This is a genomic window from Bradyrhizobium sp. SBR1B (genome assembly GCF_014198205.1).
Taxonomy (GTDB): Bacteria; Pseudomonadota; Alphaproteobacteria; order Rhizobiales; family Xanthobacteraceae; genus Bradyrhizobium.
Genome location: NZ_JACIHC010000010.1, coordinates 176,403 through 196,241, shown reverse-complemented (window position 1 = coordinate 196,241; position 19,839 = coordinate 176,403). Strand labels below are relative to the sequence as shown.

General features: G+C 59.7%; 15 protein-coding genes. 2 read left to right on the top strand and 13 right to left on the bottom strand.

Features of this window, described 5'->3' with window-relative positions:
* Window positions 1–62 precede the first annotated feature (62 nt).
* Window positions 63–1,691 (top strand): GMC family oxidoreductase, encoded by a 1,629-nt coding sequence (locus GGD61_RS24520; RefSeq protein ID WP_183231333.1) that lies wholly within the window; start codon window positions 63–65, stop codon window positions 1,689–1,691.
* A 17-nt stretch (window positions 1,692–1,708) separates the two neighbouring features.
* Here the strand turns inward: GGD61_RS24520 and GGD61_RS24515 are convergent, their stop codons facing one another.
* From GGD61_RS24515 to GGD61_RS24485, 7 genes are all read right to left on the bottom strand, one after another.
* Window positions 1,709–3,190, bottom strand: a complete 1,482-nt coding sequence (locus GGD61_RS24515) for an aldehyde dehydrogenase (RefSeq protein ID WP_183231332.1) — start codon at window positions 3,188–3,190, stop codon at window positions 1,709–1,711.
* Window positions 3,191–3,235: 45 nt separating this feature from the next.
* Window positions 3,236–3,955: a haloacid dehalogenase type II gene (locus GGD61_RS24510; protein WP_183231331.1), complete on the bottom strand. Its 720-nt coding sequence runs from the start codon at window positions 3,953–3,955 to the stop codon at window positions 3,236–3,238.
* 318 nt (window positions 3,956–4,273) lie between these two features.
* Window positions 4,274–6,247, bottom strand: a complete 1,974-nt coding sequence (tkt, locus tag GGD61_RS24505) for a transketolase (protein ID WP_312012731.1) — start codon at window positions 6,245–6,247, stop codon at window positions 4,274–4,276.
* 123 nt (window positions 6,248–6,370) lie between these two features.
* The gene (locus GGD61_RS24500; protein WP_246786022.1) at window positions 6,371–8,206 is read right to left on the bottom strand and encodes a TRAP transporter large permease subunit; all 1,836 of its coding nucleotides are present in this window, start codon (window positions 8,204–8,206) and stop codon (window positions 6,371–6,373) included.
* 30 nt (window positions 8,207–8,236) lie between these two features.
* Window positions 8,237–9,250 (bottom strand): TRAP transporter substrate-binding protein, encoded by a 1,014-nt coding sequence (locus tag GGD61_RS24495; protein ID WP_183231328.1) that lies wholly within the window; start codon window positions 9,248–9,250, stop codon window positions 8,237–8,239.
* A gap of 58 nt (window positions 9,251–9,308) precedes the next feature.
* A complete protein-coding gene (locus GGD61_RS24490) occupies window positions 9,309–10,163 on the bottom strand; it encodes an alpha/beta fold hydrolase (protein WP_183231327.1) in 855 nt (284 codons plus the stop codon).
* 4 nt (window positions 10,164–10,167) lie between these two features.
* A complete protein-coding gene (locus GGD61_RS24485; protein ID WP_183231326.1) occupies window positions 10,168–11,088 on the bottom strand; it encodes an NAD(P)-dependent oxidoreductase in 921 nt (306 codons plus the stop codon).
* A gap of 237 nt (window positions 11,089–11,325) precedes the next feature.
* On the opposite strand from GGD61_RS24485, the gene gcvA reads away from it, so the two are divergent.
* The gene (gcvA, locus tag GGD61_RS24480) at window positions 11,326–12,219 is read left to right on the top strand and encodes a transcriptional regulator GcvA (RefSeq protein WP_128944062.1); all 894 of its coding nucleotides are present in this window, start codon (window positions 11,326–11,328) and stop codon (window positions 12,217–12,219) included.
* A gap of 66 nt (window positions 12,220–12,285) precedes the next feature.
* Here the strand turns inward: gcvA and GGD61_RS24475 are convergent, their stop codons facing one another.
* From GGD61_RS24475 to GGD61_RS24450, 6 genes are all read right to left on the bottom strand, one after another.
* Window positions 12,286–13,566 carry a glycerate kinase gene (locus tag GGD61_RS24475; protein WP_183231325.1) on the bottom strand — a complete coding sequence of 427 codons (1,281 nt, stop codon included), beginning with the start codon at window positions 13,564–13,566 and terminating at the stop codon, window positions 12,286–12,288.
* Window positions 13,567–13,750: 184 nt separating this feature from the next.
* Window positions 13,751–14,749: an MBL fold metallo-hydrolase gene (locus tag GGD61_RS24470; protein ID WP_246786006.1), complete on the bottom strand. Its 999-nt coding sequence runs from the start codon at window positions 14,747–14,749 to the stop codon at window positions 13,751–13,753.
* A 171-nt stretch (window positions 14,750–14,920) separates the two neighbouring features.
* Window positions 14,921–15,769 carry an NAD(P)-dependent oxidoreductase gene (locus GGD61_RS24465; RefSeq protein ID WP_183231324.1) on the bottom strand — a complete coding sequence of 283 codons (849 nt, stop codon included), beginning with the start codon at window positions 15,767–15,769 and terminating at the stop codon, window positions 14,921–14,923.
* Between the two features lie 33 nt (window positions 15,770–15,802).
* Window positions 15,803–16,747 carry an ABC transporter permease gene (locus GGD61_RS24460; RefSeq protein WP_183231381.1) on the bottom strand — a complete coding sequence of 315 codons (945 nt, stop codon included), beginning with the start codon at window positions 16,745–16,747 and terminating at the stop codon, window positions 15,803–15,805.
* A gap of 43 nt (window positions 16,748–16,790) precedes the next feature.
* A complete protein-coding gene (locus GGD61_RS24455; protein ID WP_183231323.1) occupies window positions 16,791–18,368 on the bottom strand; it encodes a sugar ABC transporter ATP-binding protein in 1,578 nt (525 codons plus the stop codon).
* A 43-nt stretch (window positions 18,369–18,411) separates the two neighbouring features.
* Window positions 18,412–19,539: a substrate-binding domain-containing protein gene (locus tag GGD61_RS24450; RefSeq protein ID WP_183231322.1), complete on the bottom strand. Its 1,128-nt coding sequence runs from the start codon at window positions 19,537–19,539 to the stop codon at window positions 18,412–18,414.
* Window positions 19,540–19,839 lie beyond the last annotated feature (300 nt).

Below are 19,839 nucleotides of genomic sequence, written 5' to 3'. Positions count from 1 at the left end.
GTTTTGGTCCCCGTCGGGAAAACCGTGGGCCTACGACGGGAAACTCGCCTGGGAATGGATCGATGAGCGAGGAATTCGACTACGTGATCGTTGGCGCCGGCGCCGCTGGATGCGTCCTCGCGAACCGGCTTACGGCAGATGGCGTCACCACGGTTTGCCTGCTCGAGGCGGGGCCGCCCGATCGCAACCCCTTCATCCACTTGCCCGCCGGTTTCATCAAGACGCTGTTCGATCCGACCTGCACCTGGCAATTCAAGACCGATCCGACCAAGCAAACCGGCGGCCGATCGATCGCAACAACGCAGGGCCGCACGTTGGGCGGCGGCTCGTCCATCAACGGAATGGTCTACAATCGCGGACAACCGGCTGACTTCGATGGATGGGCTCAGCGGGGCAACCGGGGGTGGGCTTGGAACGACGTCCTCCCCTACTTTCGTCGCTCGGTGCGGCGGTTGGATGTCGAGGAGGGGCCCGAGCAAGGCGAAGCAATTCCGGTCACTCGAATGGACTGGCTTCACCCCGTCTCAGAGGCCTTCATTCGCGGGTGCATCAACGCCGGCATTCCGCAAAGCGCGGACTATAACAACGGTCATCAGGCGGGCGTGGGATACTTCCAGCGCACGATCGACCGGGGCTGGAGGGTCAGCAGCGCGCGCGCATTCCTGAAGCCCGCCCTGTCGCGGTCAAACCTGGAGCTCCGCACCGACGTTCGCGCGAGCGAAATTGTGCTCGATCAGCGTCGCGCAGTGGCGGTGCGGTATCTGCGTCGACGCGGCGACGCGCCAAACGAAGTTCGCGCGAGACGCGAAGTCATCCTGTCGACCGGGACCGTCAATACCGCACGGCTGCTCCAGGTTTCCGGCATCGGCCCAGCGCCCGCGCTTGCGTCCTTGGGTGTCCCCTTGAGACATGAGTTGAACGGAGTAGGAGCAAACTTTCGCGACCACTATGCGGTGCGGATTGTCATGAAAGCCCGGCCCGACGTCGTCACATTGAACGAACTGTCGCGCGGGCTACGTCTTGGAGGACAGATCGCCCGCTGGGCCGTCGGCTTGCCCAACATCCTGGCGACGTCCCCGTCGCAAGTTCATGTGTTTTGGAAATCATTCGAAGGCCTCGATGCGCCGGACCTCCAATGCGTGTTCACGCCCGGCTCCTACAAGCAAGGCGCCGTCTATGTGCTGGACGACTATCCCGGCGTGTCGGCCGGCGCCTGGCCGCATCGCCCGCAAAGCACGGGATATGTGCGCGCCCGCTCCACGGACGTCTTCGAGGACCCGGTCGTTCAGCCGAATTATCTCGGCGACCCGCAGGATCGGCGTGCCACGATCGGCGGCCTTCGCCTGGTCCGCCGCCTCCTGTCGACGCCCGAACTCGCGCAGTATCTCCAGAACGAGACCCTGCCCGGCCCTGAAGTGACCACCGACGACGAACTGCTCGACTACAGCTATCGGAACGGGACCACCTGCTACCATCTCATCGGAACTGCGCGCATGGGAGCGGCAACCGATCCGGATGCCGTCGTGGACAACGAGCTTCGGGTCCACGGGCTTGACGGCCTGCGGATCGTTGACGCCTCGATTATGCCGACGATGCCGTCTGCGAACACGTACGCCACGACGCTTATGATCGCAGAAAAGGCTGCCGACATGATCCGAGGTCGACAGCCGCCAAACAATCAGGCCGGGTGAGAGCGGCGCAACGCCTGTCAGCGCATCACGAAGGGATCCACCACGTCTTCCGCGGTCCCAATCATAATGCTCTTGGTCTGGAGATAGTTCTGGATCGAATCCAGTCCATTCTCCCGGCCGATGCCCGAATGCTTGTAACCTCCGAGAGGCGAGAGGTAGCTGATCACCCGATAGGTGTTGACCCACACCGTACCGGCCTGAAGTCGTTCCGAAACCCGAAGTATCCTTCGAATGTCCTGCGTCCAGAATCCCGCAGCAAGGCCGAACGTCGTGTCGTTCGCGATTGCGACCGCTTCCTCGTCGTCGTCGAAAGGAATGCATGCAAGAACGGGACCGAAGACCTCTTCCTGGGCAATGCGCATCCGGTTGTGCACACCGGTGAATATCGTCGGTTCGACGAAGCATCCGCCCTCTCCAATGTCGGGCCCGGTCGCCGGCCCACCACCCAGCACGCAAGTCGCGCCCTCGCTCTTCGCGACATCGATGTAATCGAGAATCTTTCGATATTGAGGCGGCGTCGTGACGGGACCGACTTGCGTGCTGGCCAGCAGCGGATCGCCCTTCTTGGCCCGTCCGGCAAACGCGACGACGCGCTCCACGAACTGGTCGTGGATGCTCCGATGAACGAGGAGACGTGAACCGGCGATGCATGTCTGTCCGGTAGCGGCGAAAATCCCCGAGATGACGCCTTTGACCGCGTTGTCGATCTCGGCATCGTCGAACACGATGTGAGGCGACTTGCCGCCGAGTTCGAGCGTCACCTTCTTGAAGCTGCGCGCGGCCAGTTCGCCGATTCGGCGCCCGGTGGCTTCGCTCCCGGTGAAAGCAATCTTTGCAACACAGGCATGCGAGATCAGGGCATCGCCGATCTCAGCTCCAAACCCGGTAACCACGTTGAAAACGCCCGGCGGAAAGCCGGCCTTGTCCACGAGCTTCGCGAACTCCAGCGTTGAGGCGGACGTGAACTCAGACGGTTTTGCGACGAAGGTGTTTCCCGCGGCGAGCGCCGGCGCGAGCTTGTAGGCGAGAAGCAGAAGCGGCGAATTCCAGGCGGTGATGCCGACACATACGCCGAGAGCCTCCTGCCGCGTGAAATTGAATGTCTGCGGCTTGTCGATCGGGATGACAGCGCCCTGGACCTTATCCGCGAGGCCGCCGAAATAGTAATACCACTGCGGAATGTACTTCAGCTGGAACGCCATCTCGTTGATGAGCTTGCCGTTGTCCGTCACCTCGGTTCGGGCGAGTTGCTCGGCGTGTTCGGCGACGAGATCGCCGAGGCGTCGGAGCAGATGTCCACGCTCGGTCGCCGTCAGCTTTGGCCAGGGCCCCGTTCTGAATGCCGCCTCGGCCGCCGCCACGGCCCGGTCGACATCCGCAGGCTTTCCCCGTGGGATCGTTGCCCAGGCCTTGCCCGTGAAGGGATTGAGAGACTCGAAGCGTTCGCCGCCGACCGCCTCGACCCATTCGCCGCCGATGAACATCTTGTAGGCTTGCATTGCGCTCTATCCTGTTCTCAACTGAGCCCGCAGACTGGCGTGTATCTAGGCGCCGACGCGCTCGGCAAGCTGGATAATGTCGTTGGCCACGACGTCCCAATCCTGCGTCGGCTCGAGATCGGTCTTCTGGCCCGGACCATGCTCGGTCGGACGCGGGATGAAGGCCGTTTTCAGGCCAGCCGCACGGGCAGCAGCGAGGTCGCCATTGTGCGCCGCGCACATCATGACCTCCGCCGGATCGAGATACATGAGCCGGCACACGCCGAGATAGGTCTCGGGATGTGGCTTGTAGTGCCGAAACAGCTCGCAAGAGAAGACGTTGTCCCACGGCAGTCCGGCATGCTTCGCCATATTGACGAGCAACGCAACATTGCCGTTCGACAATGGGCCGATGACGTAGCGGCGCTTGATACGGATGAGCCCCTCGACCGCATCGGGCCAGCCTTCAAGCCTGTGCCACACGCGGTTGATGTGCCGGCGCTGCTCCGCTGACAGGACCTCCAGATCAAGTTCAGCCAGCACCTGATCAAGGGCATGAGCGTGGAGCTCGTCGAGATTGGTCCAGGCGATTTCCCCGGTCCTGACCCGATCCTTCTCGGGTTCGTACCGCCCCCGCCACTTGTCGGCCACGGCGGCCCAATCCGCCTTGACTCCTTCGGATTCTCCCCACGCCGAGAGGTCGCGAATGATACTTCCACGCCAGTCCACCACCGTGCCGAACGTATCGAACACGATCGCCTTCACTCTCTGGATCGAACTCTTCATCACCGGCTCCCTCAGCTGCGGCCAGGGTCCCAAATCCGCCAAACGCGTCTTTGAATTTATTAATGTATGCATTATTTCTGTCAAGCCTCGCCCGCATCGACCACGCGACTCGACCGACCCTGACCCGTCGGACGAATGCGACCTAAAGGCGCCCTCCCGGGCTGCCGGTCAGTAGATCGACAGATAGCCTGCATGCAGCAGAAGGACCAAAGACGGGGCAAACTGAGGATCGCCGCGCAAACCTCGCCCGGCGCGATCGTGCGCTGGCCTCGTTTCCCGGCCGTCCGCGTCGCGCTCAACTGAGGGCCGGATCGGCCCTCACGATTGCTTGCTGGACTCAAGACGTTGCAGGACCTTGGTCACAATGTTCTCAGCCGTAATCCCGAAATGGCGGAACAGTTCCTCGCCCGGCCCCGAGGCTCCAAAGCCTGACATGCCGACAAAGATGCCGGCGTCTCCGATATAGCGCTCCCACCCGAGCCGGACGGCGGCCTCAATGCCTACGCGCAGCACGTTCTCTCCAAGAACGCTTTGTCGATAACTCTCTTCTTGCTGCTCGAATGCCTCCCAGCAAGGCATCGATACCACAGCGGTCGGAATATTCTGCTTCTCGAGAAGTCCCTTTGCGTCCAGCGCGACGGCGACCTCAGAGCCGGTCGCCAGCAGCGTAACCCGTCGTGCCCCGCCTGTCGCTTCGGCCAGAACATAGCCACCGCGCGCGCTCAGATTCTCGTTCGAGTGCGTCGTCCGCGCCGGCCGGAGAGCTTGGCGGGACAGGATGAAGGACGACGGGCCGTCGCGCCGCGACAGCGCCATCTCCCAACACTCCGCGACCTCGACGGCATCCGCGGGACGGAGCACCAGAATATTGGGGATAGCCCTTAGTGAGGCCAGGAATTCAACCGGCTGATGCGTCGGGCCGTTCTGTCCAATACCGATGGAATCGTGACTGTTGATAAAGACGACGGGCAACCCCATTAGGGCTGCCATCCTGATGGCGGGCCGCAAGTAATCGGAGAAGGCGAGATAGGTCGCCCCGATCGGCATGATTCCGCCGTGAGCGGCCATCCCGTTCATGATCGATCCCATCGCGTGTTCGCGGACGCCATAATGCACAAAGCGCCCACTGCGTTCAGTCGCCGTGAACGCCTGCAGGTCTCGTTTGTGACAGGTCGGCCCCTCGAGATCCGGCGCGCCGCTGAGCAATTCCGGAAATACGTCGAACAACGTCGCCACCGCCTCTCCGGAGGACAGGATCGATGGTTGGGCCGGCAAGGAAAGCGCGAACTTCTTGTATTGTCGCAAGGGAGCCTGCCAGTCCGCGGGCATCTTGCGTCGCGCCAGGCGTTCCAAAAGCGCGCGTCGCTCAGGGGCGAGTTCGCAGACCCGCGATTTCCAGGTATCGTATCGTTCTGTATTGCGCGCGCTGACCAGGCTCCGCCAGCCGTTCAGGACCTCTGAAGGGACAACAAAGGGCGGACTGGTCCAGCCAAGGCGTTCGCGAGCGGCTTGCGTATCCTCCTTGAAAACGCGCCCGCCATGCGCGCCCCGCTTTCCCTCGAGCCGCGGGAACCCGCGCCCGATCACCGTCGCGCATGCAATGAGGCTGGGCCTCGGATCGGATTTCGCGTGCGCAATCGCGACGTCGATCGATTCGAAATCGTGTCCGTTCGCATCCAAGACCTGCCAACCCGCCGCCCGGAAGCGCGTCCGAATATCTTCGCTGGTCGACAGGTCCGTGCTGCCGTCGTCGGTCATCGAATTGTCGTCCCAGAGAACGACAAGTTTTCCGAGACGAAGATGGCCAGCCAGTGCAAGCGCTTCCTGGGCGACCCCTTCCATCAAGCAACCGTCACCCGCGATGACGTAAGTGAAGTGATCGAGCAGATCGGAGCCGAGCATCTGGCGCAGATATTCTTCGGCGATGGCCATACCCACGCCATTGGCGAATCCCTGCCCCAGCGGCCCGGTGGTGACTTCAATACCGTGCTCGACGGCATATTCCGGATGACCATGACAGATGGATCCGAGCGTACGAAAGCGCTTGATCTGCTCGATGTCGATCGCCTCATATCCGCTCAGGTACAGCAACGAATAGAGCAACATCGATCCATGACCGTTGCTCAGGATAAACCTGTCGCGATCGATCCAGGTCGGATCGGCGGGGTTGAACTTGAGATGGCGCGTGAACAGGACGGTGGCGATCTCGGAACAACCAAGCGGTGCACCAGGATGACCGTCGCTGGCATTCTCGATGGCGTCGAGAGACAGCATCCTGATTGCATTGGCCATCGCCCGATCCAGGTCTTGATCTCGAGATACGGGAGTTCGCGGCACGATAGTCATGTTTAACCCTTGTCTGTTCACGTCTGTGATTGTTTCTTCCGTCCGATCAGATCGTTCGAGGCTGAAACGCTAGAGAAAGCCGATCGAGAGCCAGGGAATGCACGCGACCACGACGAGGCCGGCAAGCAGCGCCAGCATGTATCTCATCAAGGGGCGAATGCCTTCCGCTGGATCGGCGCGACCGATCGCGCAAGCTGCGTAATAACCGACGCCGAATGGAGGAAGGAAGAGTCCCATACCCATCGCCAGGATGATTACCATCGCATAGTGCACCTCGTGAAGGCCGACAGCCTTCGCGATTGGGAACATAAGAGGAGCGAAAAGCACGAGCGCCGGTATTCCCTCCAGCACGCTCCCCAGGACGATAAACATCAGGATCGACACAGCCATGAAGGTTGGGCCGCCGCCGGGAAGCGAGGCCATGACCTTTGCGAGATCGCGCGAAAACCCCGACTGCGTCAAACACCAGGCGACCGTTGTCGCGGCACCGATGATGAACAGAATGGCGCCCGACAGCGCGGCCGTGTCGATCAGCATCTTTGGAAATTTCGACCAGTCGCACCGGCGATAGATCAACATTCCGACGAGGACCGAGTATGCGATGCCGATTGTCGAGACTTCCGTGGCCGTGGCCACGCCCTCGACGACCGCCGCTCTGATGATGAACGGAAGCGCGAGCGCCGGGAACGCGAAGAAAAGCGCGCGGAGAACATCCCGCCGCGGCGGCTTCGAGATGTGAGAGAGATCCTCTCGCCTGTTCCTCCACCAAACGACCATCGCCAGGAAGAAACCGAGGACGACCGCCGGTACCAAGCCCCCGGTAAAGAGCGCCGCGATCGACACGCTGGTTACTGAGCCGATCGTAATCAACACGAGGCTGGGTGGGATGGTCTCGGTTTGGGCGCCGGTCGCGGCGAGCAATGCGACGAGTTCCCCGCTCCTTTGTCCACGCTTCCTCATTTCCGGAAGCAGCGAGGGCGCTACCGCGGCCATGTCTGCGGTTTTCGAACCAGAGATGCCGGACACGAGGTACATGGCACCGATCAGAACGTAGCTCAAACCGCCCCTAACATGCCCGAGCAGCGCTGCGAGGAAGTCGACCATCGCTTTCGCCATCCCTGTGAGTTCCATCAAGTAGCCGAGGAACACGAAGAGCGGAACGGCGAGCAAGATGAGGTGCGACATGCCCTCGTCCATCCGCCCGGCGATCGTCAGCACAGGCGAATTCGTTGCAAGTCCGATGTACCCAAGAGCGGCCATCCCGAACGCAAATGCGATCGGCACGCCGAGAAACACGGCCGCGCCGACCAGGCCCACGAAGAACAGCACGAGGTTGAGGTTTCCAAGGCCCAGGAAGAAGCCGCGAGACAACAACGCGAACGCAGTAATGCCGGCCACAAGGCAAAAGGCGGTCACCAGCCGAGGTCGTGCAATCGAACCCACCTTTGCGAGCGCGAACACGACCATGAGGACGAGGCCCACAGGCAGCGCCGCTGCGCGCATCGATCCCGGCAACTCCAGCGCCGGAGTAATCACAAACGACTCCTCATGCGCGTAGTCGATCGCCGGCCAGAGCATGAGGGCAATGAAGGCGACGCAAGCCAACAACGCCACTGTTTCACAGTTTGCCCGCGCCGAAAGGCCGAACCGATCGACAAGCGCTGTCATGCGCATGTGCTGGCCGCGGTGCAGCGCGATGGCGGAGCCGAGCATGGACAGCCAGACGAACAGGATCTGAGCGAGTTCGTCCGTCCAGACGATCGGCGCTTGAAAGACGTACCGGGCAATCACGCCGATCGACAGCACTCCGACTTCGACCGCAACGACGGCGCCAGCGAACAGCTCGGTGAGAGATATCAGCCAAGCTATTAGCCTTGGGCCAAGACCCGGTCGGACGCCGATCATCATTGGTTCGTCACTCACCGCCATCGTGCCTCAGCTCAGCTTGCCGCTGGCTGCCTCGAGAAGAGACCAGGCTTCATCCCCGTACTTGCCCTTCCATTCGCCGTAGAAGCCTGACTGCTGCAGCTTGGAGCGGAACGCGGCCGTATCGACCTTGACGAACTCCAGGCCCTTGGTGCTCAATTCGCCCTGGAGCGAGTTATTGAGAGCCGCGACGTCGGCGCGCTGCTTGACCGCAGCCTCGTTGACCGTCTTGACGATGACATCGCGGTCCGGGGCAGGGATACCCTCAAACGCCCGCTTGTTTGCTAGGAACCAGAAGCCGTCCCACATGTGGTTCGTTTCGGAGAGGTACTTCTGGACTTCGTACATCTTGGCGAAGTAAATTCCGGCCAACGGATTTTCGAGGCCGTCGGCCACCTTGGTCTGGAGAGCGGAATAAGTCTCGCCCCACGGAATCGAGGTCGGCGACGCGCCGAGGGATTTGAAAAGCGACGTCCACAACGGACTCGGCGGCACCCTGATCTTGAAGCCCTTTAGATCATCGGGCGTTTTGATCGGGCTCTTGGCCGATGTCGTTTGCCGAAAGCCGTTGTCCCACATCTTCTCGAAGGCAACGATGTTCGACTTGGCGAAGCTCGCGATGATGTGTTTTCCAAGAGGACCGTCGACGGCGTTCCAGACCTGAGAATAGTCCGCGAAGGCAAATCCGATTCCGGTGATCGCTGCGACCGGCACCAGGGTGGCTACAATCAGGCCCGACGATGCGAAGAACTCGATCGCACCCGACCGCAGCTGGCTCAGCATATCTGCGTCGGTGCCAAGCTGACTGTTCGGGAAGACCTCTATTGCGACACGTCCGTCGGTCAGCTTCAGGATCGCCTCGGCCGCCTCCGTCATCCGCGCGTTGAGCGGATGATCCTTCGGCATGATATTGGCGAACTTCAACTTGAACTGCGGCTCGGCCCTGACAATCGAGGGATATGCAAGACCAAGTGCAATACCAACTCCCCCGTGCAGCACGCCACGTCGCGACAACCTTCTCATCGTCTCCTCCTCCACTGGCATTTTCTTTGGCCGATTTCTGCGCAGCGAACGCCTACGCCTATTCCTTCTCTGCAAAGAAGCTCAACAACGCCTCAGAGATAAATTCCGGAGCCTCTTCGGCCACCCAATGTCCACTGCCCGGGATCGTGCCGCCCCGCACATTTTCAGCGACACGCTTTAGCGACTCGATGGTTTCGAGCCCGCGTCCGAATGCCTGCTCGCCGCCCAGCGCCAAAACTGGCATCTTGAGCTTGCCTTGCGATGCCAATATCGCCTGATTGTCCGCGACGTCCTGCGCCAAGGCCCGGTAGTAGCCGAACATTGCTCGGAACGCCCCGAGCTTCTTGTAGGTCCGGTAATATTCCTGCTTGTCGTCCTCCGAGAGGCAATTGGCGCGATGGCCGTAGTTCTCGAAGAACCAGTTCAGCACTAGCTCTTCACGTCCGCCGCAGAGTGCCTCGGGAAGATCCGGAGTGCGATAGAAGGGGTGATGCCATCGCCGCCCGCCCTGCGACATCTCTCCGCCATCGCCCGGAATCGTCACGTCCAGAATCGCGAGCTTCGACACCGCCTCTGGGTGATGTGCAGCGAGCGAGAACGCGACCGGCCCGCCCCAGTCCTGCCCGACAAGATGAAATCGTTCCATTCCCAAGTGGCCGTTGACAAGCTGCCAGATGTCCTCGGCTACGGTCTTTTTGTCGTATCCCGATTGCGGACGGGTCGAGTCTCCCAGCCCACGAAGGTCGGGAGCGATCACGAAGTATCGCTCAGCGAGCCGTGGCATGACGAATCGCCATTCATGCGATGATTGAGGGATCCCGTGCAGCAGAACCACCGGATCGCCTTTGCCTGCGACTAAGTAATGCAGCGAAACGTCGCTCAGATCAGCGAAATGACTGTTTGGGTGGCGCATCGTCTCACCTTCCCGATACACCGGTCATTGCGCGATACGCTCTTACGACCTGACTGTCGTCGACCTGGCCAAAGCCTTGGCCCGAAACGGCCAAAAACATCTGCTGTGCGATCGACGCGAGTGGGGTCGGCGCTTTCAGACGCTGACCGGCATCCAAGACGATTCCGAGGTCCTTGACGAAGATATCAATAGCACTGGTCACCTGAGGTTCGCCCGCGATCATGCGGGAGCCCCTGTCGCGCAGCATCCAGCTGGACGCTGAAGATTCAGAGAAGATGTTGATCAGGATCTGCGGATCTATGTCTGCCTGCGCACCTAGCGAGACCGCCTCTGCAGCTGCCGCCAGATGCACGCCGCACAGAAGCTGGTTGATTGTCTTTACCAGTGCCCCCTGCCCAGGACTCGGCCCGACATGATGCACCTTGTCTCCCATTGCCTGAAGAAGTGGCTCTACCCGAGAAAACGTTTCGTTCGCGCAAGCCGTCATGATGGTGAGCGTAGCTGAGGCGGCACCCGCGACACCTCCGGACACGGGAGCGTCGACGAAGCAGCGGCCGGCTTTGGTGACCGCTTTTGATATTCTTTCAACATCCGCCGCTGGACAGGTCGCCATGAGCACAACGCCGCTCTCTTTTGGCAGAGCGTCAAGAACACCCGCCTCAAACAGCAGTTGCTCTGCCTGGGCAACGTTCACCACCATGAGCACTAGAAAATCAGCGCCCAGCGCGGTATCCTTAGCCGCATCGGCCCAGATACCTCCCTCTTTTTCAAATCCGGCGCGAGCTTCAGCTCTGACATCGTATCCCCTCACTCGATAGCCGCGAGCGCAGAGATGCGCGGCCATCCTTGAGCCCATGGATCCGAGGCCGATGAAGCCGATGTTGATTGCCTTGGATAGTTCCGTGCTCTTGCTATCTCGCGTCATGCTCATATCGCGATGGTGTCCCCTCGTACTTTCGAGCACGCGGCCTCCCTCGCCTTCGCGAAGGAGCGCTGACCAAGCAAGAAGGATCGGAGGGCTCTCGCAATGAGAGCACAGTGGACGTACCTCCGGGTCTTGCGGTTGTCTGTCCGCATTCTCTATCGCTTGAGCCTAGTAACCTTGCTCGGCACCAACAAAGGAATTAAAGTCCAAGTTAGATGATCTATATTCATGTGAACCATGACCCACCTGCTCCACTTGCGCGCCATTCAGATTTTCGAAGCCGCCGCGCGTCTTGGCTCCTTCCTTCGCGCCGCGGACGAATTAAGGGTGACGCCCTCCGCCGTGAGTCACCAGATCAGATCACTGGAAACCACTTTGGGCGTACAGCTCTTTCATCGAATCAACCGCGCCGTCATGCTGACCGACGTCGGTCGAAAGTATGCGGACGAAGTATCCGAGGCGCTCGGGCGTATTGAAGCCGCAAGCCAGACTGTCGCGCGAAAAGGCAAAAGCGACATTTTGACGATACATTCGGTCCCGAGTTTTGCGAGCCAGTGGTTGATGCCACGGCTCTCCAGATTCGGCGCGCTCAATCCGGAAATCGATTTGAGATTGAATGCGTCGGGCGACGCTGCCGATCTCGGAGGCGATGCCGTCGACATCGATATTCGATACGGCACCTTCGTGCCTGCAGCTTACTTGGGTGTTGACTCGTTTCCGCTCGAGACGATCGTCGTATTGTGCTCACCCAAGCTCATGAAAGGCGCATCGCGGATTCGGACGCCGGCTGACATAAAGAAGCACGTCTTGATCCACTCCGAGGTCAACCTCTACCGATGGAAGCACTGGGCGGACGACGCAAAGCTCGAGCTGGATCTAGAGCGCGGCCCTCGTTTTGACCGCTCCTTCATGGCCATCAGCACCGCCGTTGACGGTCTCGGTGTTTGTTTGGAGAGCCGACTGCTAGTCCAGCGCGAGCTCGAGAGCGGTCGCCTGGTCATGCCTTTCGGACCGAATGGAGCACGTATGCTGTGTCACAGCCTGGTCTACCGCCGCTCTCGCACCAACGTACCGAAGATCGCCACATTCCGGAAATGGATGTCGCAGGCTCTACGCGAGACTGAGACGTAAGGGCACATCGCACGCGCGGGTGATCGCATGCCGTTCCGCTCCGAATGGGCCAGGCGACGGCAGCGGCTACTCCACCAGGATTACCCGCAGGTCGTTGACATTCGTCAACGTTGGACCCGTCTGCAGCAGATCACCGGTCTCTGCGAAAAACGCGCTTGCATCATTGTTGCTTAGATATGACCGAGCGTCGAGGCCTCGCGATTTGGCCCTACTAAGGGTCCGCTCGTCAATGATGGCCCCAGCAGGATCTGACGCGGCGCCGCTGCCGCCATCTGCACCATCGGTATCTGCAGCAAGAGCTGCGATGCCACTCTCGCCGTTGAGCCCGAGGGCTAAGGCGAGTGCATACTCCTGATTAGGTCCGCCACGCCCATTGCCGCGAACGGTGACCGTTAGCTCCCCACCCGACACTATGGCGACACGCCTTCGTTCCAACCGAGCTTGCAGCGCCAGGTACGCATGATTGGCCGCGACATCACGCGCCTCACCTTCAAGATCAGCCCCGAGATCGATGATCTCGTAGCCAACTTTTCTTGCGGCAACAATCGCTGCCGCCAGCGCGTCGCGTGGCCTTGCAATTAGGTCCAGGCGCGTCCTGGCGAAACACGGATCATTAGGCTTACAACTCTCGTTTTGCGGATCACCGAGGGCTTGACGAATCGCATCATCTGGCTGGAGGTCGTATTTCTCGATTACCGCTCGCGCGTCCGCGAGCGTCGTCTGATCCGGTACGGTCGGTCCGGACGCAATTGAGGACGGATCGTCGAATGGCACGTCGGAAATTGCAAGCGCGACGACCTCAGCCCGCCTGCTGGCACGCGCAAGGCGTCCACCTTTGATACGCGACAGGTGTTTGCGGACAATGTTGATCTCGTCGATCCGTGCGCCGGAGCGCAACAACGAACGCGTCAGTTGCTGCTTCTGGGCGAAAGTAATTCCGTCAACAGGTGCGATCCAGTTGGCGGAGCCGCCACCGGACAGCAACACCAAGACCAAGTCTTCCTCGCGGGCACTTTGGGCGAGTCGCAGCGTTCTTTCCGTACTCTCCCGTCCTGACTCGTCCGGCATCGGATGGCCGGCCTCAACGACCTCGACGCATCTCGTCGGCACGCGATGACCGTGCCGGGTCGTCGCAATGCCGATCAGTCGATCCGGATCAAACTTGAACACATCCAGGTAGTGCCGCTCGGCCGCTGCGGCCATGGCGGCGGCCCCTTTGCCGGCTGCGAGACAGATCAAACGGCCCTTCGGAGCCGCTGGAAGATGAGGCACCAGTATGACGTTGGGATGGGCGGCGGCGATCGCAGCATCTAGAACGGCGCGAAGAAGAAGGCGTCGATCGGTCATTTCAATACTCGCTCTAAAAAAGAGCCCGACCTCTAGGGCCGGGCCAGTCTCGGGAGGAGCGCTTGCGCGCCTGTTTGGTCGGTGTCACCGACCAACTTGTCAGGCCGCCATTACATTGGCGGCTGAACACCGCTGACAGGTCCGGTCAATGTCTAGCAGTGCCCGACTTGACCTGCCCCGCAAGCTAAAGAGACGATATGTGCATTGGCTCCGGATAATAGCGGAAGCCGTCACCATCCTTCCCTACGTGGCCAAGGCCTGGCCAAGGGAAGTGATATGCCATCAGCGGAGTCCTATTCGCGGCCAACATATCCAGCACTCTCACACGTGATTTGACCGACAGCTTGGAATCCGTGTCGAACAGAAACTCCATTCGAGGTTTTTCAAAAAGCAGCACGGGATGGTGCGTCAGATCCCCGACATAGCAAAACGACTTCCCCGCCGACTCGATCATGAAGCAGTGATGACCGAGTGTGTGACCGGGCGATGCAATCGCATGAACACCCGGCAAAATCTGCTCGCCGTCCTTGAAGAAAACGATGCGATCGCGCACGGGCTGCAGGTTATGGATCGCCGCCCTGACCAGACCATCGAGGTCGCCGCCGAGCTTGCTCTTGTCAGTCCAATAGTCGTAGTCGGTCTCGCTGATATAGATCTGTGCGTTCGGGAACGTCGGCTTGTCATCGTCCCCCCAGATACCACCGATGTGATCCCAGTGCGCGTGCGAACAGACGACCGCGTCGATGTCCTCAAGAGCAATTGCGGCAGCGGCGAGGCTGCTCTTCAGACGCCCTGTGGTGGGCCCGAACTGCTTGAGTGATCCCATTCCGGTGTCAAACAGGACCAGCTTGTTTCCAAAATTGACAACAGGCGCATTCTGCTCGAGCACGACTTCCTTTGTCGGAAGGAAGCTCTTGTCGAGCATCCGCACGATTTCCTCCTTCGGCACACCCAGGAAGCTTTCGCTCGGGTCTCCAAGGGGCAGCGGTCCGTCCGATACGACAGTGACCTGTGCTTCCCCTAACGCAAATCGATAATACGACGGAACCTGCTTATCGGACTTCGGTTCCTTGGCTTTGCTGCGCGTAGCGGCCACCTCGGTCAACGCCGCACCGCCCACCAAGGCAGCTCCCTTGACGAGGTCCCGGCGCCTCATTTGCGAACGAGTCTTTCTCGACTCCATTTACTCCTCCCATTGAACGCGGTTCGTTAGTTGAGGCCGGAGTCGGAAGGCTACGGCGTGCCATCACAAGGCTGCAAACGAAATGGTCGAAAGGATAGGTGACTCCATTTCATCTCAATCAAAAGCGGCTCCCCGCCTTTTTGAACGGGAAGTTCTTGTCTACCCTTATTTTTAAGCCGGCCGCCAGCTATGCTTCGGCGAATAACCGAGCACTTGACGAGCCTTGTCTATGGAGAGCAGCGTCTCATGTCCGCTGATTTTCCTCTTGAATGGTACGCCTGGAAAATATTGCTGCGCGAGCTCCAGACTGGGTGTCGGCGATACCGTGTCGGCATTGGCAATTACGAAGACTTCTGCTCCCTTGATATCTGCCTCCAGCGATAGCCGAACCGCCTGAGCCCCATCACGTGCATCGATGTAACCGAATAGATTGAACTTTCGATCTTCCGGATCGAAGGAGGGAAATTGCCCGTATTCGGCAGGATCCATCACGTTCGAAAATCGCAGGCACGCAATCTTCAGCAGAGGATCCCATCGGCAAAACTGACGCGCAATTTCTTCGCCGACCGCTTTGGATAGCGAGTAAGCCGTTTCGGGCCTCGCAGGATAGTCTTCGTCGACTGGAAGATATGGCGGCGGATCCTTGTATGGCAGACCGAGCAAGGTCTCGCTTGAAGCCCAGACCACATTGCGTATGCCAAGGCGGCGCGCGGCCTCAAAGACATTATAGGTACTGGCCGTATTGATACCGAAAACCTCGCTGATAGCCACAACTCCGGGCATTGGAACGGCAGCGAGGTGAACAACTGCGTCCACCCCTCGATTGTGATACCATTCCATGCCGGAAAGCAGCTCTATCGTGCGGTCGAGATCCGTGAGATTGACCTGCACAAAAGGACAAAGTTCCACCGCAGGAGGTGCGACATCCGCATTGACCACGTTGTAGCCGTGATCCAAGAGATCCTTTATGCAAGCTCGGCCGAGCTTGCCGCTTCCACCAGTAACGATGACCAAGGTCATGCGATAGTCCTTTTTTTTGAAGTTTCTACTCAGTCACGCGCGCTCGCTGCGGCCCAAGGCCACCGCCAGAATTATGAGAACGCCGCGCGCCATGAGCTGCTGGCTAAAATCCAGCCCAAGCAGAATAAGACCATTGTTGATAACGCCGATCAGCAACGCCCCCACGATTGATCCAATGACCGTTCCGGCTCCGCCGAACAAGCTGGTGCCACCAAGAACGACGGCGGCGATAACCGACAATTCATCGCCCTCTCCCAACTGGAAGCGCCCCGAGTGCAGTCGTCCCGCGTAAAGCATACCTGCGATGGAAGCCGCCGTGGCAGTCATCAGAAGCGCCTGAAACTTGACGGTTCTTGTCTTGATGCCGCTGTAGCGCGCTGCGGTCTCACCACCACCGGTGGCCAAGATCTTTCGTCCGAAGGGCGTCTTTCGCAGTGCCGTATGAGCCAGCGCGCCGAGGATCACGACCCACAATACAAGGATGGGGACCGGGCCGATATTCCCCGATCCGAAAATGGCGATGAAGGTGTCATCGATCACCGGCACGGGAGATGTTCCGCTCATCCACATGCCAAGCCCACGGGCAAAGCCCATCATACCCAACGTGACCAGAAACGAGGGAATGCCGATCCAGGCGGTCAAGCTTCCATTCACTGCTCCCACAAGGAGACCGGTACAGAGTCCGGCCGCAATGGCAGGGGCAAGCCCGTACCGGCTAAGAGCGAGGCCTGAGGTCACGGAAGCCAAACCTGCAATGGCCCCAACCGACAAATCGATCTCGCCGGCGCACAACACGAAGGTCATGGCCATCGCCATGATCGCGATGATCGCGGTTTGTCGTGCGATGTTGAGCAGATTGTTGGCCGACAGGAAGCCGCGATCACTCAGCGTAATCGCGAATATCACGAAAATCAGCGTAAACCCAATATAGACGACGTATTGTCGCCAGTCCGAGACAATGGAAGCGCCTCTGACCATGGCCAACGGGCCTTGATGCGTCGTCGCTGCAGTTCTACGTCCATCAGTACGTCGGAGCATTGAGCCGCACCTCCTGGATAAGGACTTGAAGGTTGTGCTCCGCCTTGGCGATCTGCACCCCTTCGTCTGCACTTCCGGTCGGCTCACCTCCCGCCACGGAAATCTCGTCCCTGGACACCCCGCGGGCAATGCGTCCGTCGCTCATGATGAGCACTCGATCGCTAACCGCCAGAAGTTCAGCGAGCTCGGAAGAAATGATGATGATGGCTCGTCCCTCATCCGCAAGTTCGCGGATCAGATCGACGATTTCCGTTTTGCTCCCGATGTCGATGCCCGCCGTGGGCTCGTCCAGGATGAGTATCTCCGGATTCATGGCTAACCATTTGCCCAGCACCACCTTCTGCTGGTTGCCGCCTGAGAGTGTTCGCACCGGCACCCAGCTGGAGGCTGCCTTAATACGCAGTCGTTGAATCAAGCCAGTCGCAGAAGCGGTCTCCTTCGTGCCGTCAAGAAACGGGCCTCGCGCGAGGTCGCCTAGTCGAGGCAGACTGAGATTTGTACGTATGCTGTGCGCTGCGATCAGGCCTTCGCGAGCCCTGCTTTCAGGTATGAGGGCGATTCCCGCTTCCATCGCTTCACGTGGACTGCGAATTCTGACAGCTTGGCCTTTTACTCGAATTTCGCCCGAGGTCATTGCATCAATACCAAACATGACCCGAGCTAGTTCGCTGCGGCCGGAACCCAGCAGCCCTGCAATTCCGAGCACTTCACCGGAATGAACTTCGAAAGAAGCGTTTATCGGCTTATTCGGCCCGGATACCGATCGGACCTGGAGAGCCGGGCTACGCGTGCGGTCGACCAAACGCGGCCGCCAGCTGAAACTTCCAACCCGCTTGCCGATCATATGCTCGACGACGTCCTGGATTTCCAACTGCCGAACTGGGGCGGTCGCGACGTTCCGACCATCCCTGAGGATGGTCACTTCCTCGGCGATCTCGAATATCTCGTCCATTCGATGCGACACGTAGACGATCGCGGCCCCATCCGCGGACAGGCGTTTGAGGAGAGAAAAGAGACGCTCGACCTCAACGCCGGTCAGCGCGGATGTCGGTTCATCCAAAATAAGGATGCGAGCGTCTTGCGAGATCGCTTTCGCGATCTCGACCATTTGCATCTGGCCAGTGCTGAGCTTCTGAACAGGTGTCGCCGGATCGACATCCATGCCCAGTTCGGACATGATCACTCTCGATCGGTCCCACGCGGTACGATCGTCCACGAGAAACCCAAATTTTCTCGGCTCTCGAGCCAGAAAGATGTTCTGGGCTACGGTCAGACTTGGGATCAGGCTGAGCTCCTGAAATATCATCCCGATACCCGAGGCGCGGGATGTAGCGGCACGAAAGCTATTCATCTGCCGACCGAAGACGGTTATCGAGCCTTCGGTCGGCGTCAGAATTCCCTGAAGTATCTTGAGCAGCGTCGACTTTCCGGCGCCATTCTCACCCATCAGCGCGTGGACCGTTCCTTGCTTGACCGCGAAGTCGACGCCGCGGAGGACGTGGAGCCCTCCGAACGACTTCTTGATGCCGGTCATCTCGACCGCGTTGCTGGATTCGATCATGACCCATAGCTCGCGTACGGGGACAAACTCCCGCCCCCTAGTCCTACTTCAAGGCGTCGGTCACCACCTGAGGCGGCGGCGTCCCATTGGACATTGGCCAGCCGGCAATCAAGTTCTGCTTGGTCACCGCCAGTGCGGGAAGCACGACATAGGGCGGCGCTGCTTTGCCGATCAGGGCATAGCCCGCCAAAATGCCTTCCGCATAGCCTGCGCCGTACGGCCGCTGCGATCCCGTACCCTTCACGTAACCATTCTTCGCCATATCGATAGCGATGTTCACACCAAGATCGCACGTCGTGATCACGAGATCCTTTGGCCCGCGTCCGCTGGTGCGCGCCGCAGCGAGCACACCTTCGGTCGGCACATCCCAGACAGCCCAAATCCCATTCAGTTCAGGATGGGCAGTCAGCATGCCAGAGGCGATACGCTCAGACTCACCGGAAAAGTCAGGGCCACCGACGCCCTGCTCGGCCACGATCTTGATGTCAGGGTAGGCTTTGATCGCCTCCTTGAATCCCATGACGCGCTCGACGGTCGCAAACAGGTCGGAAGCGTGCGGAATCAACCCAATATTGCCTTTTCCGTTCAGGGCCTGCGCCATAAGCAGCGCCGCAGCCTTGCCCATACCTCTATTGTCGGAAGACACGAGGCTCACATACTCCGTCCCGGGCGACATTCCGGCGCCAGTCTGATCGAGAAACACGATCTTTATACCGGAAGCCGCGGCACGCTTGTACGCGGCGGCCGTGCCGTTTTGCTCAGCAGGAACGCTAATCATCACGTTCGGTTTACGGGCCATGACCGTCTCAATGTCGGAGACCTGTTGCTCGGCTTTGTATCCCGCGTCCGTGACCGCGATGATCTTGATTCCGAGCATGTCGAGAGCATCCTTTTGGCCCGCCATCTGCGCCTTCGCCCAATCGGAGGCTGTGTAGTGCATGACGATAGCCGTAGTCGCGTTCATCGACTTGATCTTTGCGATCTCCTCCGGCGTGAGCCCCAGGTCGCTGGCGAGAACGGGCTTTTCCCCGTGGGGACCGGATGCCGGATGCTCCTCGATATCTTTCAATGCCGCAGCAACATCCGCGGCCGTCGCCGGGCCTATGGCCAAGACCATGATTGCGACAGAAGCAGCTATCGCAGCGCTAAGGTTTTTTATCAGGCTAGACATTTTGTTCCCTCCCAAGAACGGGCATTGCGCCCAAATGCATCACAGGTTCTTTGCGTCCCTTATTGCATACATTAATGCGCGCGACCCGACATCGTCAATCGCTCGCGGCTCGTTGTACTAGCTTGCTTTATGCAAATTTCATCGAGCTTGAATTGCCAAGTCGTGTCGACCTGGAGCCGGATGTCGCATAATTTCCAGGGCGGCAGACAAATCTCGCCATTTGCGACGCGAATCTAGGTCAAAAACCTGGCGGTTCGACCCATTGTGCAGCGATGCTCAACAGTCCAATGATCGAGAAAG